Raw genomic sequence first — 23,563 nt, forward strand, 5'->3', positions numbered from 1 at the left:
GACATGGACCGCCGCATTTTCGGGCTGGAGAACGAGTACGGCGTCACGTGCACGTTCAGGGGACAGCGCCGACTGTCGCCTGACGAAGTGGCGCGCTACCTCTTCCGCCGTGTCGTGTCATGGGGCCGCAGCAGCAATGTCTTCCTGCGGAACGGCGCCCGCCTGTACCTCGACGTGGGTTCGCATCCGGAATACGCAACGCCGGAATGCGACAACGTGACCGAACTGGTCACCCACGACAAGGCCGGCGAGCGCATTCTCGAAGGACTGCTGGTCGACGCCGAACGCCGCCTGCACGAGGAGGGAATCGCAGGCGACGTCTATCTCTTCAAGAACAACACGGATTCGGCCGGAAACTCCTACGGCTGCCACGAGAACTATCTCGTCGCCCGCCACGGGGAGTTCTCCCGCCTCGCGGACATCCTCATCCCGTTCCTCGTCACGCGGCAGTTGCTGTGCGGCGCGGGAAAGGTGCTCCAGACCCCGCGCGGCGCGGTCTACTGCGTCAGCCAGCGCGCCGAGCACATCTGGGAGGGCGTCAGCTCGGCGACCACCCGTTCGCGTCCGATCATCAACACCCGGGACGAGCCGCACGCGGACGCCGAGCGCTACCGCCGGCTCCACGTCATCGTCGGCGACTCGAACATGTCCGAGACGACCATGCTGCTCAAGGTCGGCGCGACCGACCTCGTCCTGCGCATGATCGAGGCCGGCACCGTGATGCGCGACCTCACCCTGGAGAACCCGATCCGGGCCATCCGCGAGGTCAGCCACGACACCACCGGTCAGCGCAAGGTGCGCCTGGCCAGCGGACGCGAAGCCTCCGCCCTGGAGGTCCAGCGGGAGTACTACGAGAAGGCGGTCGACTTCGTCGACCGGCGCGGCATCCGCACCGGCACCGTGGAACAGGTGCTGGAGCTGTGGGGCCGCACCCTGGAGGCCATCGAGGCCCAGGAGCTGGACCGGATCTCCACCGAGATCGACTGGGTCATGAAGCACCAGCTCATCGAGCGCTACCGGGCCAAGCACAACATGACCATGTCGCACCCGCGGGTCGCCCAGATAGACCTCGCGTACCACGACATCCACCGCCGCCGCGGGCTCTACTACCTGCTGGAGCGCAAGGGCCAGGCCGCCCGAATCTGCAACGACCTGAAGATCTTCGAGGGCAAGTCCGTGCCCCCGCAGACCACCCGGGCGCGACTGCGCGGCGACTTCATCCGCCGCGCGCAGGAGCAGCGCCGGGACTTCACGGTCGACTGGGTGCACCTCAAGCTCAACGACCAGGCACAGCGCACCGTGCTGTGCAAGGACCCCTTCCGCGCGGTGGACGACCGGGTCGAGAAGCTGATCGCCGGCATGTAGCGTCCGCCGCCGTACGACCGCCGCGCAACCGGTCGTACCGGCGCGTCCGGACGTCACACCAAACGGTGGAACGCCGCCCGGGCCCCGTACGTTCTGCGTGCGGGGCCCTCGGCACGTCCTAGAGTGTCGAGGACTGTTTACCGTGACGTCTGAGATCTGAGGAACACGTGCGTCGACAAGCCGGCATCCGCTCCCTCGCCGTCGTATCCGCGCTGCTGCTGGCGACAGCGGCGTGCGGCAGCGACGACAAGGGTTCCGATTCCACCCCTTCCAAGAACGGGTTGCCCGCGATCACCGAGGGCGCCAAGTTCGGCGAGAAGCCCACCCTGGCCAAGGGCAAGGGCGCCCCGCCCGGGGAGCTGATCGTCGAGGTGATCACCCCGGGCACGGGTGCGGCCCTGAAGAAGGGCGACCAGGCCCAGGTGAACTACCTCGGCCAGGAGTGGGACGAGGACAAGCCGTTCGACAACAGCTTCGACCGCGGCCAGCCCTTCCCCGTCTCCATCGGCGGCCAGGGCGTCATCGAGGGCTGGCAGAAGGCCCTGGAGGGCCAGAAGGTCGGCAGCCGCCTGGAGGTCTCCATCCCGCCGTCCCAGGCGTACGGCGAGCAGGGCCAGGACACCATCAAGGGCAACGCCACGCTGGTGTTCGTCATGGACATCGTCAAGGGCGCCAACGTCCCGGCCTCCGTCAAGGGCTCCCCGGTCCCGCAGGAGGACGCCGCCCTGCCGAAGGTCGGCGTGAACACCGACGGCAAGGCCCCCTCGGTGACCGTCCCCAAGTCGGACGCGCCCAAGAAGCTCGTGTCCAACTACGTGCTGGAGGGCAGCGGCCCCGTCGTCACGGACAAGGACAGCGTCATCGTGAAGTACGACGCCTACCTGTGGGACGGCGCCAAGAAGTTCGGCAGCACCTACAGCACGGGCGGCAGCGAGACCTTCACGCTCAGCCAGATCGGGGTCAAGGGCCTCAAGGACGGGCTGATCGGCAAGAAGATCGGCAGCCGTGTCCTGCTGGTCATCCCGCCGGACCAGGGCTTCGGCGAGCAGGAGCAGCAGGGCATCCCGAAGAACTCCACGCTGGTCTTCGCGCTGGACATCCTGGCGAAGATGTAAGACTGTCCCGGTTGCCCGTTCATCATTTGAGGAGCCAGTAGACAGTGAGCATCGAGAAGCCCGAGATCGACTTCCCCGGCGGCGAGGCCCCGAAGGACCTTGAGGTCAAGGAGATCTGGGAGGGCGACGGCGCCGAGGCCAAGGCGGGCGACTTCGTCACCGTCCACTACGTCGGCGTTTCCTTCTCCACCGGCGAGGAGTTCGACGCCTCCTGGAACCGGAACCAGCCGTTCAAGTTCGAGCTCGGTGCCGGCCAGGTCATCGCCGGTTGGGACCGGGGCGTGCAGGGCATGAAGGTCGGCGGCCGTCGTCAGCTGACCATCCCGGCCCACCTCGCCTACGGCGACCGGGGCGCCGGCGGGCGCATCAAGCCCGGCGAGACCCTGATCTTCGTCGTGGACCTGCTCGCCGTGTGACCTCCGGCAGAAGCGCCGCAAGACAGGCCCCAGGGCCCACGCTCCCCGCGGAGCGTGGGCCCTCGGCTTTGGTCCCGACGCCCCGGGACGGTACGGTCATCGGGCGGTACGCGGTTCGATCACCAAGTCGGAAAGTCAGAAGAGGGTGCGGGGCGTCGATGGCGATTGCCAAGGCCGAGCGGCTGATGAACCTGGCGCTGTGCCTGCTCGGGACCCGGCGCCCGCTCAGCAAGCGTGAGCTGCGCGAATCCATCGAGGCGTACGTCGAGGCGTTCCGGCCCACCGACCCCTCCGCCGGCTCCGACGAGTCCTTCAACCGGATGTTCGAGCGCGACAAGGACGACCTGCGCGAACTGGGCCTGGTCATCGAGACCGTGGAGAACCTGGACGGCGAGGTCGGCTATCTGGCGCGCCGCGACAGCAACCGACTGCCCCCCATCACCTTCGACCCCGAAGAGGCCGCGGCCCTCGGGCTGGCCGCCCGGGTGTGGCAGCAGGCCCGGCTCGCCGGCGCCGCCAGCGGCGCCCTGCAGAAGCTGCGGGCCGCCGGCATGCCCGAGGCGGAGGACGCGTACGAGACCCAGACGAGCGCGCTGGAGCCGCGGATCCCGGTTCACGAGGCCGCGTTCGAGCCCCTGATGCTCGCCTGCCGCGACCGACGCCCGGTCGTCTTCGACTACCGCAAGGCCAGCGCCGCCCGCCCCGAACAGCGCCAGGTCGAACCGTGGACGCTGGAGTGCTGGCGCGGCCACTGGTACCTCGCCGGCTGGGACCGGGACCGCGGCGCCGAGCGGGTCTTCCGGCTCTCGCGCATCACCGGCCGGGTCCGCTCCCGCGCCGGACGGTTCACCGCCCCCGTGCCCGACGTCTCCACCGTCCGCGAGACCGTGGAGAGCTGGGCGGGGGAGACCGCCACCCGCACCGCCCGCATCCGGCTGCGCACCGACTCCGGCTACCCCCTGCGCGCCCGCGCCCTCGCGGTGCAGGAGGCCGGGCCCGGCTGGGACGAGTTGGAGATCCCGTACGGACACGGACTGGACGCCTGGCTGGTGGAGTTCGGGCCCGACGTGGTCGTCCTGGACCCGGCCGACCTGCGGGCCGACGTGATGGACCGGCTGCGCGCCGTGGCCGAGGGCTGAGAGAAGGGGAGGCACACAGACCATGGCCGCCAACGCCATCGACCAGACCAGGCGGATGCTCTCCCTGGTCACCTACCTCCGGGAGCGTCCCGGCGCCCGCGTCGGCGACGTGGCCCGCGCCTTCGGCATCTCCGAGGACGAACTGATCTCCGACCTCGACCTGTTGCCGATGTGCGGCACCAGCTTCCGCGGCGGCGACCTGCTGGACATCGACACCGACGGCGACCGCATCTGGTGGCACAACCCCGACGACGTCGCCGAGCCGCTGCGGCTGGCCGCGGACGAGGCGACCGCCCTGCTGGTGGCCGCGCGGGCGGTGGCCATGCTGCCGGGGCTGCGCGAGCGCGACCGCGAGGCGCTGCTGCGCGCCACCGCGAAGCTGGAGACCGCGGCGGGCGAGGCGGCCGGCGCCTCCGCCCGGCTCTCGGTGACCTTCGAGTCCGAGGGCGGCGTCTTCGCGGCCGTCGACCGGGCCCTCACCGAGAAGCGCCGGCTGTGGCTGCGCTACTACTCCCCGGCGCGCGACGAGCTGACCGAGCGCGAGGTGGACCCGATCCGGCTGTTCGCCGTCGGGCACACCTATCTGGAGGGGTGGTGCCGGCTCTCCGAGGCGCGCCGCACCTTCCGGCTGGACCGGGTGGCCGAGATTCAACTGTTGGACGACCCGGCCGCGCCCCCCGAGATCGAGCTGCGCGACCTGTCGGAGGGGCTCGTCCAGCCGTCCGTCGACGACCCCCAGGTGGTCGTCGAGGTCGGGCCCGGCGGGCGCTGGGTGGCCGAGTACTACCCGCACGACAGCGCGGAGGAGCTGCCCGACGGCGGTCTGCGGATCACCCTGCGCACCCCGTCCCCGGCCTCGCTGCGGCGGCTGGCGCTACGGCTGGGCCGGGACGGGCGGATCACCGAGCCGGCCGAGCTGGCGGCGAGCGCACGGCGGGCGGCCGGCGACGCCCTCGCGGCGTACGACAGCGGGAAGTGACCGGCTTCGGATGTCTGGAACCTCACCCTCCGTCGCGGTGGACCCGCCCGGTCCCGCCGAGGTCGTCACCGTCGATTTTCGGCAGGACGGCATGGCGGAGGCCGCGGTGCGGGATGATCGGTCGGAAGCGGCAGGCCATGGTGCCGGGGGGAGGCGCCGCTCGGGAGAGCGCTCGGGACCGTGTGCGGACCGGCGCTCGGGGGAGCCCGGACCATCGGAGAAGCCCGAAGAAGAGGGAGACCCGCACTCCATGTCCCTGACGTCGGACGGCACGGCTTCCGCCCTGGCGAGCCCCGTCCAATTCAAGGCCGCGTGCCCCGACTGCCGCGCCCGCTTCGAGCTGTCCGCGGAGGCGCTGCGGCTGGCCATCGGCGGCAGCCGACGCACCACCTTCTACTCCTTCACCTGCCCCGAGTGCGGCTCGGCCGTCCGCAAGCCCGCCGGTGAGCGGATCGTCGAACTCCTCACCCGCGGCGGCGTGCGCACCCTCCGCCTCCAGCCCGTCACCTAGGGATTCCCCGCCATGTTCTGGCCCATGCTCGCCATCGCCCTCGGCTTCGTCGGGATCGCCGTACTCGCCGTCCTCGGGATCCGGGTCTTCGTCGAGGCCCAGCGGCTGGGACGGGAGGTGGCACGCACGAGCGAGCGGATCGGACGCGCCGCCGAGGACCTGGAGCGGTCCGCGTCCCACCTGGCGCAAGGCGCCGGTTCACCGCGCTGAAGGCCCGGTTCCACAGGCCGTCGATCACCGCTTGAAATGCGTCAACGACCCAGGTCGGAGGCGCCGACCGGCAATGTGGCGGATGCACGGGCATTGCCCTGTGTTTACTCCCCCGGGTTACGATCGCTCACAACACGGTGGTCGGACGCCTGTCCGGTCACCGCGCCAGCTACACCCCAGCCGCCTCGGTGAGAAGGTACAAGCTTATGTTCGGTGGACGGATCGGACCTGCCGAGATCATCCTGGTCCTCGTCGTGATCATCCTCCTGTTCGGTGCGAAGAAGCTCCCGGACATGGCCCGTTCCCTGGGCAAGTCGGCCCGCATCCTCAAGAGCGAGGCCAAGGCGATGAAGTCCGACGGCAAGGACCCCGCCACGCCGGCCGCGCCGCCGCAGCCGGGCACCGCCCAGGAGCAGCCGCCGGCGAAGACCATCCAGGCCGCCCCCGGCGACGTGACCAGCTCGCGTCCGGTGAACGAGCCGACGGACTCCGCGCAGCGCTGAGACAGGGCCACCCACAGGCCCGTCACGGAGGTCGGGCCTGCCGCACGAGATGAGGACGTGGGTTGCTCAAGTCTGCCCGCAAAGTGGAGAAGGACCCCGAGGGGCGGATGCCCCTCGTGGAGCACCTGCGCGAGCTGAGGAACCGGCTCGCCAAGGGCATCCTGGCCATCGTGGTCGTCACGGTCGTCGCGGCCTTCTTCTACAACGACATCATCAACTTCTTCACCGAACCGGTGTTGAAGTCGGTGGGGTGTAAGGACTACACCTTCTCCGAGCTGCAGAAGAAGCCCGAAGGCACGACCTGTGCACAGATCACGATCAACGGTCTGCTGACGCCCTTCACGCTCGCGCTGAAGGTCTCCCTGATGGCGGGCGTGGTCCTCGCCGCGCCGATCTGGCTGTACCAGCTCTGGGCCTTCGTCGCCCCCGGGCTGCACCGCAGCGAGAAGAAGTACGCGATGGCGTTCGTCGGCGCCGGCTTCCCGCTCTTCCTCGGCGGCGGCTACTTCGCCTACGCGGTGCTCCCCACCACGGCGAAGGTCCTGATCGAGTTCACCCCGTTCGGCGTGGACAACCTCCTGCCGCTGGACGACCTGCTCGACCTGGTCACGCGCATGGTCATCGTCTTCGGCCTCGCCTTCGAGCTGCCGCTGTTGCTGGTGATGCTGAACATCGGCGGCGTCATCACCGGCAAGCGGATGCTCGGCTGGTGGCGCGGCATGATCATGGGCATCACGATCTTCTCGGCGGTCGCCACCCCGAGCACCGAGCCGCTGACGATGATGATCCTCGCCGGCCCCATCGTCCTGCTGTACTTCCTCGCCACCGGCTTCTCGCTGCTGAACGACCGACGGCGGCGGCTGCGGGAGCTGCGCGGACCCGGCGACGACGAAGCCGCCGACCTGGACCTCACCCCCGACGACATCGGCGAGGTCGAAGCCGTCGGAGCTCCGGGGCGGCTGCCGGAGCAGGGCGGGCGTGAAGGCGACGGCGGTCGCGCCCACCGGGTCAACGGATACGACGACATCACCTGAGGCCCGGCGCCGCAGGCCCCACGGGCCCACGAAGAACCGATCGCACCGCGCCCGGCCCCCGGAACACCTCCGGGGCCGGGCGCGGCGTCGTGCGTGCCGCCGCCCCGCCCGACCATCACGCGCAGCCGTTCCACCCGGTCCTGACCGTGCAGTAACGTCACGCGGGTGACCAGCGAGATCACCCTCTTCGTCAACCCCACGGCGGGCCGCGGACGCGGCGCCCGCGCCGCCCAGCCCGCCGCCCGGGCGCTGCGCGACGCCGGCTTCTCCGTCCGCACGGTCCTCGGCGAGGACGCGCCCGACGCGCTGCGCCGCGCCAGGGAGGCCGTCGCCCGCGGCACGGGGGCGCTGATAGCCGTCGGCGGCGACGGCATGACGTCGCTCGCCCTCCAGGCCGTCGCCGGCACCGCCACCCCGCTCGGCGTGATCGCCGTCGGCACCGGCAACGACTTCGCCCGCTCCCTCGGCCTGCCCGTGCGGGACCCGTCCGCCGCCGGCCGGCTCGTCGCGGACGTCCTCAAGAACGGGGCGGCGCGCCACGTCGACCTGGGGCGGGTGGGCGAGCGCTGGTACGGCACCGTGCTCGCGTCCGGCTTCGACTCCCGGGTGAACGACCGCGGCAACCGCATGGGCCGCATCGCCGGCCGCTACACCTACGACGTGGCGCTGGTCGCCGAGCTCGCGGCGCTGCGCCCCATCCCGTACCGCCTCACCCTCGACGGCGGCGCGGTCGAGGAGGTCGAGGCAGTCCTCGTCGCGGTCGGCAACGGCGAGAGCTACGGCGGCGGCATGCGGATCTGCGCCGGCGCCTCCCAGGAGGACGGTCTGCTCGACGTGACCGTGGTCGGCGCGTGCAGCCGCACCACGCTGCTGCGGGTCTTCCCGCGGGTGTACCGCGGCACCCACCTCAACCACCCCCTGGTCACCGTGCACCGCGTCCGCTCGATCGCGCTGGAGGCCGCGGGCATCAACGCGTACGCGGACGGCGAGCGGCTGGGCCCGCTGCCGCTCACCGCGGAGTGCGTGCCCGGGGCGGTCCGGGTGCTCGCACCGCCCGTGCCCGGCTGACAGCGGGGTGCGCACGCCCCCGACCGCGGTCCGGCCGTGAGTCCCGGCCACGACCCTAGAAGGGTGCCTCGGGCAATCACTCTTGCGATAAGACCGCGCTGACTGTCGTACCCGCCGGGTAGGCTCACGTACAAGATGACCGAGGACCTCTCTCCCGCCGAGCGCTATGCTGCCGCCCGCGTCCGCGCCGCCGAGCAGGCCACCGCGCTGGCTCCCTTCCGCGAGTTGTACGACTTCGGCCTGGACCCCTTCCAGATCGAGGCGTGTCAGGCCCTGGAGGCCGGGCGCGGCGTGCTCGTCGCCGCCCCGACCGGCTCCGGCAAGACGATCGTGGGCGAGTTCGCCGTCCACCTCGCCCTCCAGCAGGGCCGCAAGTGCTTCTACACCACTCCGATCAAGGCGCTGTCGAACCAGAAGTACACCGACCTCGTCAAGCGGTACGGCGCCGACAAGGTCGGCCTGCTGACCGGCGACAACAGCGTCAATTCCGAAGCGCCCGTGGTCGTGATGACCACCGAGGTCCTGCGGAACATGCTGTACGCCGGCTCGCAGTCGCTGCGCGGCCTCGGCTACGTGGTCATGGACGAGGTGCACTACCTCTCCGACCGGTTCCGCGGCGCGGTGTGGGAGGAAGTGATCATCCACCTCCCCGAGTCGGTGACCCTGGTCTCGCTCAGCGCCACCGTGTCGAACGCGGAGGAGTTCGGCGACTGGCTGGACACCGTCCGCGGAGACACCGCGGTGATCGTCTCCGAGCACCGGCCCGTGCCGCTGTGGCAGCACGTGATGGCCGGCCGCCGGATCTACGACCTCTTCGAGGAGACCACCGACCACGGCGGCCGGGGCACCACCCGCCGCGAGGTCAACCCCGACCTCGTCCGGATGGCCCGGATGGAGAGCCAGCGCTCGTACCAGCCCCGCGACCGCCGCCGCCGGACGATGCGCGAGGCGGACCGGGAGCGGGAGCGCCGCGGACGCAGCCGGATCTGGACCCCGGGCCGCCCCGAGGTGATCGACCGGCTCGACGCGATGGGCCTGCTGCCCGCCATCACCTTCATCTTCAGCCGCGCCGGCTGCGAGGCCGCGGTCCAGCAGTGCCTCTACTCGGGCCTGCGTCTGAACGACGACTCGGCCCGGCTCCAGGTGCGCGAGATCGTCGAGGAGCGCACCTCCGCCATCCCCACCGAGGACCTGAACGTCCTCGGGTACTACGAGTGGCTGGAGGCCCTGGAGCGCGGCATCGCCGCCCACCACGCCGGCATGCTGCCGACCTTCAAGGAGGTCGTGGAGGAGCTGTTCGTCCGCGGCCTGGTGAAGGCGGTCTTCGCCACCGAGACCCTGGCGCTCGGCATCAACATGCCCGCGCGCTCGGTGGTCCTGGAGAAGCTGGTGAAGTGGAACGGCGAGCAGCACGCCGACATCACCCCCGGCGAGTACACCCAGCTCACCGGGCGCGCCGGTCGACGCGGCATCGACGTCGAGGGGCACGCGGTCGTGCTGTGGCAGCGCGGCATGGACCCGGCGGAGCTCGCCGGGCTCGCGGGCACCAGGACGTATCCGCTGCGCTCCAGCTTCAAGCCCTCGTACAACATGGCCGTCAATCTGGTCGAGCAGTTCGGCCGGCACCGCTCGCGCGAACTGCTGGAGACCTCGTTCGCGCAGTTCCAGGCCGACCGCTCGGTGGTCGGCATCTCCCGCCAGGTCCAGAAGAACGAAACGGGGCTCGAAGGCTACCGCGAGGGCATGACCTGTCACCTCGGCGACTTCGAGGAGTACGCGCGGCTGCGCCGCGACCTCAAGGACCGGGAGACGGAGCTGGCCAAGCAGGGCGCGGCCCAGCGCCGGGCGGCGGCTGCCGTCGCGCTGGAGCGGCTGCGGCCGGGCGACGTCATCCACGTGCCCACGGGCAAGTCCGCCGGCCTCGCCCTGGTGTTGGACCCGGGCGTGCCGGCCGGGCGGACCAACGGACACCGCGGCTTCGAGCAGCACGACGGCCCCCGTCCGCTCGTCCTCACCGCGGAGCGACAGGTCAAGCGGCTAGCCGCGATCGACTTCCCGGTGCCGGTGGAGCCGTTGGAGCGGATGCGGATCCCCAAGTCGTTCAATCCGCGCTCGCCCCAGTCGCGCCGCGACCTGGCGTCCGCGCTGCGCACCAAGGCCGGCCACATCGTGCCCGAGCGGCACCGCAAGCAGCGCTCCGCCGCCGCGGACGACCAGGAGATCAACCGGCTGCGCTCAGCCTTGCGCGCCCACCCCTGCCACGGCTGCGCGGACCGCGAGGACCACGCACGCTGGGCCGAGCGCTACTACCGACTCCGGCGCGACACCCACCAGTTGGAGCGCCGCATCGAGGGTCGTACGAACACCATCGCGCGCACCTTCGACCGGATCGTCGCCCTCCTCACCGAACTGGACTACCTGCGGGAGGACGAGGTCACCCCGCACGGCCGCCGGCTCGCCCGGCTCTACGGCGAGCTGGACCTGCTGGCCAGCGAGTGCCTGCGGGACGGGGTGTGGGAGGGGCTGAGCCCGGCCGAGTTGGCGGCCTGCGCCTCCGCGCTGGTCTTCGAGTCCCGGCAGTCGGACGACGCGGTCGCGCCCAAGGTCCCCGGCGGCGCGGCGAAGGCGGCGCTCGGCGACATGGTCCGCATCTGGGGCCGGCTGGACGCGCTCGAAGAGAGCTTCAAGATCAGCCAGGCGGAGGGCGTGGGCCAGCGCGAGCCGGACCTCGGCTTCGCCTGGGCGGCGTACCAATGGGCCTCGGACAAGTCCCTCGACGAGGTGCTGCGCGAGACCGAGATGCCCGCCGGCGACTTCGTCCGCTGGTCGAAGCAGGTGATCGACGTCCTCGGGCAGATCGCCGCGGCGGCCCCCGGCGACCACGGCACGGTCGCCAAGGCCGCGCGCCGGGCCGTGGATGCGATGCTGCGGGGCGTCGTGGCCTACAGCTCCGTCGGCTGATCCGCAGGCCGCTACTGCTCCGTCGGCCGCCCGCCGGTGCTTCAGCGCACCGCGCGGGCGGTCTCGAAGCGGGCCCTGGCCTCGGTGAGGTCGACGAGCGGGGCCGGGTAGTCGACGCCGTCGCGCTCGGACCGGCTCCAGGACGCGGGGTCGTGGACGCGCGGGGCCGCCAGCGCGGCGAGTTCGGGCACCCACCGGTGGACGTAGGCGCCGTCGGGGTCGAACCGCCGAGCCTGGGCGAGGGGGTTGAGGATCCGGTTGGGCCGGGTGTCCGTGCCGGTGCCCGCCACCCACTGCCAGTTCAGCTGGTTGTTGGCGACGTCCCCGTCGACGAGCAGATCGAGGAAGTGGGCGGCCCCGACGCGCCAGTCGACGTACAGCGTCTTGGCGAGATAGCTCGCCGTCAGCAGCCGGGCGCGGTTGTGCATCCAGCCCTCGTGGCGCAGTTGCCGCATCCCGGCGTCGACGACGGGGCAGCCCGTGCGCCCCTCCTTCCAGGCGGCGACTTCCTCCTGCGCGGTGCGCCAACGGTCGCCCCGGTCGCGGTAGTCGACGCGGGCCGCGCGCGGGCGCGCCGCGAGCACCTGGTGGTGGAAGTCCCGCCAGGCCAACTGGCGGACGAACGCCTCGGCGCCCGGGCCGCCCTTGGCGCCGGCGCGCTGGACCAGCTCGGTCGCCGAGAGCGTGCCGAAGTGCAGATGGGGGGAGAGCCGCGAGGTGGCGTCGCCCGCGAGGTCGTCGTGGCGCCGGTCGTACGCGTCCACGCCGGAGTCGGACCGGGCCAGCCAGCGCCGCAGTTGACGGCGTCCCTCGCCCTCCCCGCCCGGTGCGAGCCCGGGGGAGACCCCCGTGACCGCGGCGCGTCGGGGCAGCGGATCGCCGGCCGCCTCCTCGGGCACCCGTACGGTCCTGGGCGCACCCAGCACCTTTCGGTGGCCGGTCGCCTCCCAGCGGCGGAAGTACGGGGTGAAGACGGCGAAGTGATCGCGGCCGGCGGGGGTGACCCGGCCCGGGGGCAGTACCGTGACCACCCCGTCGTGCACGTGCAGGGCGCAGCCGAGCGGTGCGAGGGCGGAGCGCAGCCGGTCTTCCCGGCGGCCGGCGTAAGCGCTCACCCCCGCGGCGAGGTGGACCGAGCCCGCGCCCGTTTCGGTGACGGTCCGGCAGACCTCTTCGACGACGTCACCGGTGCGGACCACCAACCGCCCGCCGCGCTCGCGCAACTGCTCGTCGAGCGAGGTCAGGCAATCCGCGAGGAAGGCACGGCGGTTGGGGGCGTCGAAGCCCGTCTCGTGCACCCCCCGGTCGATCACGAAGAGCGGCACCACCGCATCGGCCTCTCCGACGGCAGCGGAGAGCGCCGGCTGGTCGTGCACGCGCAGGTCGGAGGTGAAGAGCATGACGGAGACGGTCATCGCCGTCCTTCCGAAGGAGGGGTCGGGGGGCGGGCCCCAGAGGTATCAGTTCGCTCCGGCCGATCGGTGGATTTCCGGTGGCCGGACCGTCGACCATGTAGGTAGCGGAGCTATCTATAATGGGGGTTCGTTCGTCAGCGAGGGCGGAGAGGGTGGTGGGCGGCCGTGCGGATCGGCGAGTTGAGCCGGTGCACCGGGGTGCCGGTGCCGACGATCAAGTACTACCTGCGGGAAGGGCTGCTGCCGGCCGGCGAGCTGACCAGCCCCAATCAGGCGGCGTACGGCGACGAGCACGTGCGCAGACTGCGGCTGATCCGCGCCCTGTTGGACGTGGGCGGGCTGAAGATCGCCGCGATCGCCGAGATCCTCGCCGCCGTCGACGACCCGGACGAGCCGGTGCACCACGTCCTCGGCGTCGCCTCCGACCTGCTGGTGGCGCGCCCGGTGCAACAGGAGGAGGACGCCGCCCGCGAGTCGGCCGTCCGCCGGGTCGAGGAGCTGATCCGCCGGCGCGGCTGGCGGGTGGCGCCCGACGGGCCGGGCGCCGAGCTGCTGGCCGGCGCGCTGGCCTCGATGGAACGCCTGGGGCACGGCGACTTCCGGCAGATGCTGGAGACGTACGCGGACGCCGCGGAGCAGGTGGCGCGGGCCGACCTGGAGTACGTCGCCGGCCGCACGAGCCGCGACGTCCTGGTGCAGGGCGTGGTGGTGGGGACCGTGCTCGGGGACGCGGTCCTGGACGCGCTGCGGCAGATGGCGCAGACGGACCAGTCGGCCCGGCGGTACGGGGTGGCTCCGCCGGGGGGCGGCGACGGCGCGGCGCGAGACGGGTAGGCCCCGTCAGCCCGCCAGCCGGCCGCTGTGCCTCTGGACGGAGCCGCCGTTTCCCCGCGGGTGCGTAGGTCTCCACCGGCCGGTGGGTGGCTGGTCGCGCAGTTCCTCCCCCTGTGCCCTGCGGGCACGGGGGCACCCCCACCTACGCCCAGAGGGCGTGGGGGGACCCCCAGCGCCCCTGAAACCCCCTGTCCCGCAGGTGTGGCGACGGGGGAAGCACGACAGGGGCCCCGCCCTCGCAGGGCACACGGGGGAGTGACTGCGCGACCAGCTCACCACCGGGCCGCGGGCGCAACGGCACAGCCCGCCGCACGGCGCCTCCGTCGATTCGGAACCGAAAGGTCAGGCGCTTACGCGGCGCGCTCCTGCTCGGCTTGCTCCACGGTCTCCTGCTCGCGCTCCACCTGCTCGTTCCACGCGCGCTTCACCGCGCGCCACGCCTCGTCCGTCTGCCCCTGGCGCCAGTAGCCGGAGATGTGCAGCTGCTCGCGCGGCACCTCGCGCTCCAGCCGCAGATGGTGGCGCAGCTCCTTGACGCAGGCGGCCTCGCCGTGGACGAACGCGGACACCCGGCCCGCGGGGAAGTCGAGCTCCCGCACGGCCGTCACCAGCGCCTGGCCGACCGGGCGGCCCGCGCGGTGCAGCCACTGCACCGCCACGCCCTTCGGCAGGTCCAGCTGCATCTCGTCGGCGGCCTCCGCCACCTCGACGAAGGCGTGCACCACGGCGTCGTCCGGCATCCGCTCCAGGGACGCTGCGATCGCCGGCAGCGCGCTCTCGTCGCCCACCAGGAGGTGCCAGTCCGCGGCCGGCTCGGGGGCGTACCCGCCGCCGGGGCCGAGGATCCACATCGGATCGTCCACCCGGGCGTGCTGCGCCCACGGCCCGGCCAGCCCCTCGTCGCCGTGGACGACGAAGTCGATCACCATCTCCAGCGCTTCCGGATCCCACTCCCGGACGGTGTACGTGCGGTTCGCCGGCCACTCGGCGCGGGGGAGCTCGGCCCGGATGCGGTCCAGGTCGAACGGCTGCGGATAGTCCACCCCCGGCTGGGGGAAGACCAGCTTCACGTAGTGGTCGGTGTAGCCGTCGAGGCGGAACCCGGCCAGCCCCGGGCCACCGAGGACGACCCGCGTCATGTGCGGGGTGAGTCGTTCGGTGCGGACCACGCGGGCCTCATGGCACGTCGGTGACGTACGGACCGGTCGTTCGGCCACGGCGCTCTCCCAGGGCTCGGATACTCACTTAGGCTTGCCTAAGTTAACACCTCGATCGGGAAGCGTCAGCCCGAGCCCCCCGATGGCCGGTGGCGGGGGAGTGCGAGCGGGGCGCGTCCGGGTCAGCGGGGGAGCACGGCGAGCAGCCGCTGGAGCGACCCCCCGAGCCCCCAGCGCGCCGACAGCTCCTCCAGCGCGGCCGGATCCCGGGGCTCGGTCGGCAGCGCCGCGTCGAACTCCGGCAGCCGCACGTCCGCCGCGACCCGGACGACCTTCGGCGCGACCGCGACGTAATCCCTCGCCTCGTACAGGCGCCGGCGCTGCGCGGGGGTCAGCTTCGCCCCCGGGTCGTCGACCGCGGCCATGATCCCCGCCAGGTCGCCGAAGGTCGCCAACAGCTTGGCCGCGGTCTTCTCGCCGATCCCCGGCACGCCCGGCAGGCCGTCGCTCGGGTCGCCGCGCAACAGCGCCAGGTCCGCGTACCCCGGGCCGTCCACGCCGTACTTCTCGCGCAGCCACGCCTCGTCCGTGTTCTGGAGCGTGCCGACGCCCTTGAGCGGGTACAGCACCCGCCGCTGCCGGGCGTCGTCGACCAGCTGGAACAGGTCCCGGTCGCCCGTGACGATGTCGACCGGGCCGCTCGCCCGCGCGGTGAGCGTGCCGATCACGTCGTCCGCCTCGTACCCCGCGGCGCCGACGCGGGCGATGCCGAGCGCCGCCAGCACGTCCACGATCACCGGCACCTGCGGCGACAGGGTGTCCGGGGTCTCCTCCTCGTCCGGCCCCTGCTCGCTCTCCTCGGCGACACGGTGCGCCTTGTACGAGGGGATCAGCTCCACCCGCCAGTGCGGACGCCAGTCGTCGTCCCAGCAGGCGACCAGGTCGTCCGGCCGGTGGTCCTGGACGAGGCGGGCGATGAAGTCGAGCAGCCCGCGCACGGCGTTCACCGGGGTGCCGTCGGGGGCCCGGACCGAGTCGGGGACGCCGAAGTAGGCGCGGAAGTACAGGGAAGCGGTGTCGAGGAGCATCAGGCGTCGCGTCACACCCCGGATTGTGCCGCACGGCACCGACAGCGCCCGGCAGCCGAGCGGGCCGCCCCGCAGCCCCCGGCTCGGGCGCACCGAGCGCCGCTGTTGCGTGACGTGGGTCACTGTTGCGTTTGGCGCTACAGGCTGGGGGCAGGCGCGCCGCCGGAGCCGATCCCGGTGTGCCGTCCGACATTCGTCGTACGGACCGCAGGGAGCGGGCGGAACCCGCCGCGCTCCACGGCGCGCCGGCTATGGGGGCGGCGGGCCGTTCCGTTTCAACCCGCGAGGTGTATGTGTCCAGGCTCCAGGCGGAGCATCTGTACAAGGTGTTCGGCAGACGACCCGACGAGGCGGTCCGGCGACTCGAAAGCGGCGCCGACCGCGACGAGCTGCGCGCGGACGGCACGACGGCGGCGGTGATCGACGCCTCGTTCACCGTCGATCCCGGGCAGATCTTCGTCGTGATGGGCCTGTCGGGGTCCGGTAAGTCCACGCTGTTGCGCATGCTCAACGGACTGCTGGAGCCGACTGCCGGACGCGTCCTCTTCGACGGTCAGGACCTGACCGCGCTCAGCCCCCGCGAGCTGCGGGCGGTGCGCTCGCGCAAGATCAGCATGGTCTTCCAGCACTTCGCGCTGTTCCCCCATCGCAGCGTGCTCGACAACGCCGCGTACGGCCTTGAGGTGCAGGGCGTCCCGCGCGCCGAGCGGGAGCAGCGCGCCACCGAGGCGCTGGCCCTCGCAGGCCTCGCGGGCTGGGAGCAGTCCTGGCCCGACGAGCTGTCCGGCGGCATGCAGCAGCGCGTCGGCCTCGCCCGCGCGCTCGCCACCGACGCCGACCTGCTGCTGATGGACGAGTCCTTCAGCGCGCTCGACCCGCTGATCCGCCGCGACATGCAGGACCAGCTGCTGGAGCTGCAGAAGACGCTGAAGAAGACCATCGTCTTCATCACCCACGACCTGAACGAGGCCATGCGCCTGGGCGACCGGATCGCGGTGATGCGGGACGGCCGGATCGTCCAGCTCGGCACCGCCGAGGACATCCTGGTCACCCCGGCCAACGACTACGTGGCCTCCTTCACCCAGGACGTGGACCGCACCCGGGTGCTCACCGCGGGCGCGATCATGGCGGACCCGGAGTCCGCCTATCCGAGCGCCGGCGACGGCGGCAAGGAACTGCGCACCCCCGAGGACGTCATCGCCGCGGCCCCCGCGGTCGTCAAGGCGGACACCCCGATCGCGGAGCTGTTCACGCCCTGCTCGACCAGCGGGGTGGCCGTCGCGGTCACCTGTGAGCGGGGCGAGCTGATCGGGGTGGTGCCGCGCGCCCGGCTGCTGGCCGTGCTCGGCGAGCCGATGAAACCCAGTGACGGAGCGGACGCGGCGGACGCGACTCCGACTGCCGATGCGAAGGCGCTCCGCAAGGACGCGGCCGAGGCGGTGGCCGGTGCCTAGGCTGCCCCTCGGTGAGTGGGTCGACAGCTCCGTCGACTGGCTCCAGTCCAATCTGACCTGGCTCTTCGACGCGATCAGCTCCGTCGTCACCGGGATGTACGACGGCATCGACGCCGCGCTGTCCGCACCCCACCCGCTGCTGTTCGCGGGAATCCTCGCGGTCGTCGCCTGGTGGCTGCGCGGGCTGCTCGCCGGCGGCCTCGCCTTCGTCGGCTTCGCGCTCATCGACTCGATCGAGCTGTGGGACGAAGCGATGTCGACGCTCTCCCTGGTGCTCGTGGCCACCGTGGTGACCCTGGCGATCGCGGTGCCGCTGGGCATCTGGGCGTCGCGCTCCACCGCCGTGAGCGCGGTGACCAGGCCCGTGCTGGACTTCATGCAGACCATGCCCGCCATGGTCTATCTGATCCCCGGCATCATCTTCTTCGGCGTCGGCGTCGTCCCCGGCATCATCGCCACCATCGTGTTCGCGCTGCCGCCCGGTGTGCGGATGACCGAACTCGGCATCCGCCAGGTGGACGAGGAGCTGGTGGAGGCCGCCGAGGCGTTCGGCACCCCGCCCCGCGACACCCTGGTCCGCGTCCAGCTCCCGCTGGCGCTGCCCACCATCATGGCCGGCGTCAACCAGGTGATCATGCTGGGTCTGTCCATGGTCGTCATCGCCGGCATGGTCGGCGGCGGCGGGCTCGGCGGCGCGGTCTACAGCGCCATCGGCAACGTGGACATCGGGCTCGGCTTCGAGGCCGGCATCTCCATCGTCATCCTCGCCATGTACCTGGACCGGATGACCGGCGAGCTGGGCCGACAGGTCTCGCCGCTCGGCCGGCGCGCCCTGGCCAAGGCGAAGGCGCTGGCCGGCGGCCCCAAGCTGTGGCAGCACCGCCCGCAGGCGTCCGTCGCCGTCGTCGGCGTCGTGGTCCTCGCGCTGGTCGCCGGCGGCATGTCGATCTTCGGCAGCTCCGACTCCGCCGACACCGCCGGTCGCGGCGGCGCCAACGACGTCGGCAAGGGCCAGGAGCTCACCATGGGCTACATCCCCTGGGACGAGGCCATCGCCTCCACCTTCCTGTGGAAGGAGATGCTGGAGCAGCGCGGCTACGAGGTCGACGCCAAGCAGTTGGAGACCGGCGCCCTCTACACCGGTCTGGCCAACGGCCAGATCGACTTCCAGACGGACTCCTGGCTGCCGGTGACCCACGCCTCGTACTGGGAGAAGTACGGCGACAAGCTGGAGGACATGGGCTCCTGGTACGGCCCGACCTCGCTGGAACTGACCGTCCCCTCGTACGTCGAGGGCATCGACTCCCTCGACGACCTCAAGGGCCAGTCCGGGAAGTTCAAGGGCCGCATCATCGGCATCGAGCCCAGCGCCGGCATGATGGGCCTGCTCAAGGACAAGGTGCTGAAGGAGTACGGCCTCGAGGGCGAGTACGAGGTCGTCGACGGCTCCACGCCCGGCATGCTCGCCGAGCTGAAGCGGGCGATCGCCAAGAAGGAGCCCGTCGTGGTCACCCTCTGGTCGCCGCACTGGGCCTACAGCAACTACGACCTCAAGAAGCTCGAAGACCCCAAGGGCACCTGGGGCGAGGGCGACGGGGTGCACACCCTGGCGCGCAAGGGCCTCACGAAGGACCACCCCGAGGTCGGGAAGTGGCTGAGGGACTTCAAGATGACCGAGAAGCAGCTCACCGACCTGGAGGCGGAGATCCAGGAGACGGGCAAGGGCAAGGAGCAGCAGGCCGTCCGGAACTGGCTCAAGGAGAACCCGGACTTCGTGGACAAGACGGTGCCCGTGCCCCGCTGACGGGCGCGATCACCCAGCGGAACGGGACGGTTCCCGCCAGTGGCGGGGCCGTCCCGGCCGTCTTTGGCGCTCATCGCGGAGGTGGTCGGGCCCGAAGCTGCGTAAGGTTGTACAGAACGCAGGAAGGGGAGCCCGGCGGATGGACGCTGACGGCATGGACGGCAAGGACCCGAAGGAGACCGAACGTCTTCGGGTGGGCGCGGCCGTGCGCCGGCGGCGCCGGACCCTCGACCTCACGCTGGCCTCGGTCGCCGAGCGCTCCGGCCTGTCCGTGCCCTTCCTCAGCCAGATCGAGAACGACCGCGCCCGGCCCAGCCGGCGCTCGCTCCAGCGGGTCGCCGAAGCGCTGGAGACCACCGCGGGCAAGCTGATCGCCGCCTCCGACGCGGCCCGTACGGTCGCGGTGGTGCGCGCCGAGCCGGCCGACGCCGCGGCCGTGCCGCACGCCCGCCGCCTGGTGCGCGGCCGGCACCAGCTGGAGGCGCTGGAGTTCCACGGCGAACACGACACCGAGGGCGAGTTCCAGCACCGCAACGACGAGTTGATGTACGTCGCCGACGGCTCGGTGGAGGTGGAGGCCGAAGGCCGCGCGTACCACCTCGGCCGCGGCGACACCCTGTTCCTGTCCGGCGGCGTGCGGCACCGGTGGCGGGCCAGTGGCGAGGAGACCCGCGTCCTGGTCGTCACGGTCGCGGAGCACATCGAGACGCCCCCGGAGGTCTGAGCCCCGTGCGGGTGGTCTCCCTGGTGCCCTCGCTGACCGAGGCGGTCGCGGTGTCGGCGCCCGGTCTGCTCGTCGGCGCCACCGACTGGTGTTCCCACCCCGCCGACCTCGACGTGGCGCGGATCGGCGGCACCAAGAACCCCGACACGGCGGCCGTGCTGCGGCTGCGCCCGGACCTGGTGATCGCCAACGAGGAGGAGAACCGGCCGGCCGACCTCGACCGGCTGCGCGCCGGGGGACTGGACGTGCTGGTCACCGAGGTGCGGGCGCTGCCGCAGGCGTTCGCCGAGCTGGACCGCGTCCTGGTGGCCGGGTGCGGCCTCGCCCGGCCCCGCTGGCTGGACGAGGCCGAGCGGGCGTGGGCCGACCGGGCGCCCGCTGGCGGCGCCCGCGCGGTGGTGCCGGTGTGGCGGCGCCCCTGGATGGTGCTCGGTCGGGACACCTTCGCCGGTGACGTGCTGGCACGGCTGGGCGTGAGACACGCGTACGAGGACCACGCCGAGCGCTACCCCCGGGTGCCCCTGGAGGAGCTGCGCGGCTGCGGCGCCGAGTTGGTGGTCCTGCCCGACGAGCCGTACCGCTTCACCGAAACCGACGGGCCGGAGTCGTTCCCCGACCTGCCCGCCGCGCTCGTCAGCGGCCGACACCTCACGTGGTACGGGCCGTCGCTGGTGACGGCGCCCCGGGTGCTGGCAGCGGCGCTCGCAACAGCGCTCCGCTGAGCAGCCCGCGCACGGTACGGACCCCGGTCACCGCCCACGCCGTCACCAACAGCGCGTACAGCACCGCCGCGAGGCCGGCGAAGGCGCTCAGCTCCGTGCGGTGCGCCAGGCCCGCGGCCCCGGTGACGCAGGTGCCGACCGGGAAGGTGAAGGCCCACCAGGAGAGCGTGAACGGCAGCCCGCGCCGGACGGCCCGCACCACCATCGCGCCCGCCAGCGCCAGCCACAGCAGGGCGAAGCCCAGCACCGGGACGCCGTACAGCACCGCGAGCGCGTCCCCGTACGGCACCCGGGCCGCGTCCGCCAGATGGCCGGCGGCCGTCGTGGACTGCCCCAGCGGGCCCAGCACCAGGAACAGGGAGGGCGTGAGCGCGAGCGGCAGCGGGCCGTGGTGCACCAGCCGGGCGAACACCAGCGGCACCACCACCGCGGTGGCCAGCAGGCTCAGCCCGAACAGCCCGAGGCTCGCCGCCAACAGCGTCCGCCGCCCCTCGCCTTCGGGCAGGTGCAGCGCCAGCAGCGGCCCGACGGCCGCAGCCACCATCGGCGCCACCAGCGGCAGCAGCCACACGGGCGTCGCCGTCCCCGGCGCGGGACGGTGGCGTACGACCAGCAGGTACGGCACGGCGACGGCGGCCGTCACGGCGAGCGCACAGCCCACCGCGAACAGCGCGGCTGCGACCGGGACGGCGGCGGGGCCGAGGACGTCGCGGCCCACCGACAGCGCGCCCGCGGCCACCGCCAGCGGCGCCATCGCGGCACAGCCGTAGAAGGGGGCGACGGCCGGGTCGAGCAGATGCGCCCGGGCCTGGTCGCGGTGGTGCAGCCAGTGCCCGGCGCGGGCCGTCGCCACGGCCAGCAGAAGCAGGGCGGACGCCGTCCACACGAGGACGAGGGCGGGGCGGGCGGCGGCGGGCAGGGGGAGCGCGGCACCGGCGCTTGCCACGATCGCGGTGCCCATGACGGCCGCGTACCACTGCGGCCCGACATGGCGCAGCGCCGGCAGCCGCGCCGTGGACCGTACGGAACCGGCCCGAGCGGCGGGGGTGCGGGCGGGGGACGAGGGCGCAGCGGTGGCCATGTCCCCACTGTCGTCCCGGTCCACCACTCCCACCAGGGCCGTTCCCCCTATGACCTCATAAGCTGGACCGATGAGTGACGGGGAGCAGCGGGCGCCGCTCGCACACCGGGTGCCGGACATCGGCGCCCTGGAACTGCTGCTCGCGGTCGCCCGCCACGGCAGCCTGGGCCGGGCCGCCCGGGAGCTCGGCATCAGCCAGCCCGCCGCGAGCGGCCGGCTGCGCTCGATGGAACGACAGCTCGGGGTGGCCCTGGTGGACCGCTCCCCGCGCGGCTCCCGGCTGACCCCGGCCGGCGTCCTCGTCACCGACTGGGCGCGCCGGATCGTGGAGGCGGCGGAGGCGTTCGACGCGGGCGCGCAGGCCCTGCGCTCGCACCGGGACTCGCGGCTGCGGATCGCCGCGTCCATGACGATCGCCGAGTACCTGCTTCCGCGCTGGCTGGTCGCGCTGCGCGCCCGGCGTCCGGAGGTGGCCGTCTCGCTCTACGCCGGCAACTCGGCCGCGGTCGCCGAGCGGTTGCTGGCGGGCGAGGCGGACCTCGGCTTCGTGGAGGGGCTGCGGGTCCCCGGCGGGCTGGACGGGACCGAAGTCGCCCGCGACCGGCTGCTGGTCGTCGTCGCGCCCGAGCACCCGTGGACGCGGCGGCGCACCCCCGTGTCAGCGACGGAGCTGGCGGGCACCCCGCTCGTCCTGCGGGAGGAGGGCTCCGGCACCCGTCAGGTCCTGGACTCCGCGCTCGCCCGGTACGGCGGGCTCGCCGCCCCCCTGCTGGAACTGGCGTCCACCACCGCGGTGAAGGCGTCGGCGGTCAGCGGCGCGGGACCGGCCGTCCTCAGCGAGCTGGCGGTGACCGAGGAGCTGGGCTCCCGCCGTCTGGTGGCGGTCCCCGTCGCGGACGTGGGGCTGGAGCGGGTGCTGCGCGCGGTGTGGCGACGGTCTCAGAAGCCGGTGGGCGCCGGCCGCGACCTGCTCGCCCTCGCCGCTGCCGCCCGTCGGGCGCCCGGACACAAGTAGCCCCAGGTCATGGGGTGTTGAGCGGTCCGCTGCCCGGGGCGTGAGTGCCGGTTGACGGAGGCGCCGCCGAGTGGTCCCTTCCGTACCCCGTCTCGCCATCTGTCACCACTTGACATTAGTTCGACTTATGGCAGATAAAGATCAGGCTTTGGGTTGAACTTCACGCCTCGTGACGTTTGGGCGTGAAGGTCGTTGAACGTACCGTCGTACCGCCTATGTGAATGAGTGTCGCCGTGTCCCACCCCGCCATTCCCGCGCACCCGACCCCCGACCCGACGGGGGAGTGGGAGGCGTGGTGTGCCGAGCGCCGGCGGTCCGTGACCTCGGCGACCGGCAACCTGGCCCTGGTGGAGACGCGCTGGCTGCCCGCGGGGGAGCGGCCCGACCTCCCGGCGGCCCGCGCCGCCGCGCCCGAGGGCGTCACCGTCACCGCCGTCGAGCGCACCGACCTCGCCACCGGCGAGCCGGAGCACGGACTGCGCTTCTGGGACGCGAACGCCCCCGCGCTGCGCGACTTCGAGCGCACCGAGGTCTTCCCGTACGACCCGGCGTGGGTGCTGGACGCCACGTACACCCCCGTCACCGGCGCCCGGAAGGTCGCCTTCGAGCACATCCGGGACAACGGCGGCACCCGCGACCTCGTCGTGCCGGGCGACATCTCCGTGACCGTCGACGGCCGCGACTACGTCCTGAGCGCCTTCGACGACGACGGCGTCCTGCTGCTGGTGTTCGGCGACCCCACCAACGGCGTGAGCACGTACGGCGCCGGCCGCTTCCTCTTCGTGACCCGCACCGGCGAGGGCACCGTGCGCCTCGACTTCAACCGGGCCTTCGTGCCTCCCTGCGGATTCTCCGATCAGTACAACTGTCCGATGCCGCCGCGGCAGAACCGCTTCCACCTGCCCGTCACGGCTGGTGAGAAGCGTCCCGTCTTCCGCGGCGGCGTCCCCGCACAGCACTGATCCTCT

General features: G+C 72.4%; 22 protein-coding genes. 18 read left to right on the plus strand and 4 right to left on the minus strand.

Going from position 1 to position 23,563, the window contains the following annotated elements; all coding sequences use genetic code 11:
* The first annotated feature begins 3 nt into the window (after nt 1–3).
* From pafA to ABZ842_RS11760, 11 genes are all read left to right on the plus strand, one after another.
* The gene (pafA, locus tag ABZ842_RS11710; protein WP_361535660.1) at nt 4–1,365 is read left to right on the plus strand and encodes a Pup--protein ligase; all 1,362 of its coding nucleotides are present in this window, start codon (nt 4–6) and stop codon (nt 1,363–1,365) included.
* A gap of 167 nt (nt 1,366–1,532) precedes the next feature.
* Nucleotides 1,533–2,480 carry an FKBP-type peptidyl-prolyl cis-trans isomerase gene (locus ABZ842_RS11715; protein WP_361535663.1) on the plus strand — a complete coding sequence of 316 codons (948 nt, stop codon included), beginning with the start codon at nt 1,533–1,535 and terminating at the stop codon, nt 2,478–2,480.
* A 44-nt stretch (nt 2,481–2,524) separates the two neighbouring features.
* Nucleotides 2,525–2,896, plus strand: coding sequence for an FKBP-type peptidyl-prolyl cis-trans isomerase (locus ABZ842_RS11720; protein WP_361535666.1), 372 nt, complete (start codon nt 2,525–2,527; stop codon nt 2,894–2,896).
* Between the two features lie 158 nt (nt 2,897–3,054).
* A complete protein-coding gene (locus tag ABZ842_RS11725) occupies nt 3,055–4,035 on the plus strand; it encodes a WYL domain-containing protein (RefSeq protein ID WP_361535669.1) in 981 nt (326 codons plus the stop codon).
* Between the two features lie 22 nt (nt 4,036–4,057).
* Nucleotides 4,058–5,014 (plus strand): WYL domain-containing protein, encoded by a 957-nt coding sequence (locus ABZ842_RS11730; RefSeq protein ID WP_361535672.1) that lies wholly within the window; start codon nt 4,058–4,060, stop codon nt 5,012–5,014.
* 250 nt (nt 5,015–5,264) lie between these two features.
* Nucleotides 5,265–5,525, plus strand: a complete 261-nt coding sequence (locus ABZ842_RS11735; protein ID WP_361535675.1) for a hypothetical protein — start codon at nt 5,265–5,267, stop codon at nt 5,523–5,525.
* 12 nt (nt 5,526–5,537) lie between these two features.
* Nucleotides 5,538–5,735, plus strand: coding sequence for a hypothetical protein (locus ABZ842_RS11740; protein ID WP_361535678.1), 198 nt, complete (start codon nt 5,538–5,540; stop codon nt 5,733–5,735).
* Nucleotides 5,736–5,941: 206 nt separating this feature from the next.
* Nucleotides 5,942–6,238: a Sec-independent protein translocase subunit TatA gene (tatA, locus tag ABZ842_RS11745; RefSeq protein WP_361535681.1), complete on the plus strand. Its 297-nt coding sequence runs from the start codon at nt 5,942–5,944 to the stop codon at nt 6,236–6,238.
* 62 nt (nt 6,239–6,300) lie between these two features.
* Nucleotides 6,301–7,272: a twin-arginine translocase subunit TatC gene (gene tatC, locus ABZ842_RS11750; RefSeq protein ID WP_361535684.1), complete on the plus strand. Its 972-nt coding sequence runs from the start codon at nt 6,301–6,303 to the stop codon at nt 7,270–7,272.
* A 165-nt stretch (nt 7,273–7,437) separates the two neighbouring features.
* Nucleotides 7,438–8,340 (plus strand): diacylglycerol kinase, encoded by a 903-nt coding sequence (locus ABZ842_RS11755; RefSeq protein ID WP_361535687.1) that lies wholly within the window; start codon nt 7,438–7,440, stop codon nt 8,338–8,340.
* Between the two features lie 135 nt (nt 8,341–8,475).
* Nucleotides 8,476–11,301, plus strand: a complete 2,826-nt coding sequence (locus tag ABZ842_RS11760) for a DEAD/DEAH box helicase (RefSeq protein ID WP_361535690.1) — start codon at nt 8,476–8,478, stop codon at nt 11,299–11,301.
* A gap of 41 nt (nt 11,302–11,342) precedes the next feature.
* On the opposite strand, the gene ABZ842_RS11765 is transcribed toward ABZ842_RS11760, so the two are convergent.
* On the minus strand, nt 11,343–12,716 hold the full coding sequence (locus ABZ842_RS11765) for a deoxyribodipyrimidine photo-lyase (RefSeq protein ID WP_361535693.1): 1,374 nt from the start codon (nt 12,714–12,716) through the stop codon (nt 11,343–11,345).
* Nucleotides 12,717–12,881: 165 nt separating this feature from the next.
* Between ABZ842_RS11765 and ABZ842_RS11770 the strand changes: the two genes are divergently transcribed.
* Nucleotides 12,882–13,550, plus strand: a complete 669-nt coding sequence (locus ABZ842_RS11770; protein ID WP_361535696.1) for a MerR family transcriptional regulator — start codon at nt 12,882–12,884, stop codon at nt 13,548–13,550.
* Nucleotides 13,551–13,900: 350 nt separating this feature from the next.
* On the opposite strand, the gene ABZ842_RS11775 is transcribed toward ABZ842_RS11770, so the two are convergent.
* Together ABZ842_RS11775 and ABZ842_RS11780 are read right to left on the minus strand one after the other, a co-directional pair.
* Nucleotides 13,901–14,767, minus strand: a complete 867-nt coding sequence (locus ABZ842_RS11775) for a siderophore-interacting protein (RefSeq protein ID WP_361535699.1) — start codon at nt 14,765–14,767, stop codon at nt 13,901–13,903.
* Nucleotides 14,768–14,889: 122 nt separating this feature from the next.
* Nucleotides 14,890–15,795: a 5'-3' exonuclease gene (locus ABZ842_RS11780; protein ID WP_361535936.1), complete on the minus strand. Its 906-nt coding sequence runs from the start codon at nt 15,793–15,795 to the stop codon at nt 14,890–14,892.
* A 293-nt stretch (nt 15,796–16,088) separates the two neighbouring features.
* Here ABZ842_RS11780 and ABZ842_RS11785 point away from each other — a divergent pair, with 293 nt between their 5' ends.
* The 4 genes from ABZ842_RS11785 to ABZ842_RS11800 all read left to right on the plus strand — a co-directional run bounded on the left by ABZ842_RS11785 (nt 16,089) and on the right by ABZ842_RS11800 (nt 20,499).
* On the plus strand, nt 16,089–17,249 hold the full coding sequence (locus ABZ842_RS11785; protein WP_361535702.1) for a glycine betaine/L-proline ABC transporter ATP-binding protein: 1,161 nt from the start codon (nt 16,089–16,091) through the stop codon (nt 17,247–17,249).
* Nucleotides 17,242–19,053 (plus strand): ABC transporter permease/substrate binding protein, encoded by a 1,812-nt coding sequence (locus tag ABZ842_RS11790; RefSeq protein WP_361535705.1) that lies wholly within the window; start codon nt 17,242–17,244, stop codon nt 19,051–19,053. Before ABZ842_RS11785 ends, ABZ842_RS11790 begins: the two co-directional genes overlap by 8 nt.
* A gap of 139 nt (nt 19,054–19,192) precedes the next feature.
* Entirely contained in the window at nt 19,193–19,777 is a 585-nt protein-coding gene (locus tag ABZ842_RS11795; RefSeq protein WP_361535708.1) for an XRE family transcriptional regulator, read from the plus strand.
* A complete protein-coding gene (locus ABZ842_RS11800) occupies nt 19,774–20,499 on the plus strand; it encodes a helical backbone metal receptor (RefSeq protein WP_361535938.1) in 726 nt (241 codons plus the stop codon). Before ABZ842_RS11795 ends, ABZ842_RS11800 begins: the two co-directional genes overlap by 4 nt.
* Here the strand turns inward: ABZ842_RS11800 and ABZ842_RS11805 are convergent.
* Entirely contained in the window at nt 20,426–21,580 is a 1,155-nt protein-coding gene (locus ABZ842_RS11805; RefSeq protein WP_361535711.1) for a C4-dicarboxylate ABC transporter, read from the minus strand. The two genes, ABZ842_RS11800 and ABZ842_RS11805, sit on opposite strands and share 74 nt — an antisense overlap.
* A gap of 70 nt (nt 21,581–21,650) precedes the next feature.
* Here ABZ842_RS11805 and ABZ842_RS11810 point away from each other — a divergent pair, with 70 nt between their 5' ends.
* Complete coding sequence (locus ABZ842_RS11810; protein ID WP_361535714.1) at nt 21,651–22,595, plus strand: LysR family transcriptional regulator; 945 nt, start codon at nt 21,651–21,653, stop codon at nt 22,593–22,595.
* Nucleotides 22,596–22,816: 221 nt separating this feature from the next.
* Nucleotides 22,817–23,557 (plus strand): DUF1684 domain-containing protein, encoded by a 741-nt coding sequence (locus ABZ842_RS11815; protein WP_361535717.1) that lies wholly within the window; start codon nt 22,817–22,819, stop codon nt 23,555–23,557.
* Nucleotides 23,558–23,563 lie beyond the last annotated feature (6 nt).

This window comes from Streptomyces sp. NPDC047315, assembly GCF_040643215.1.
Lineage (GTDB): Bacteria > Actinomycetota > Actinomycetes > Streptomycetales > Streptomycetaceae > Streptomyces.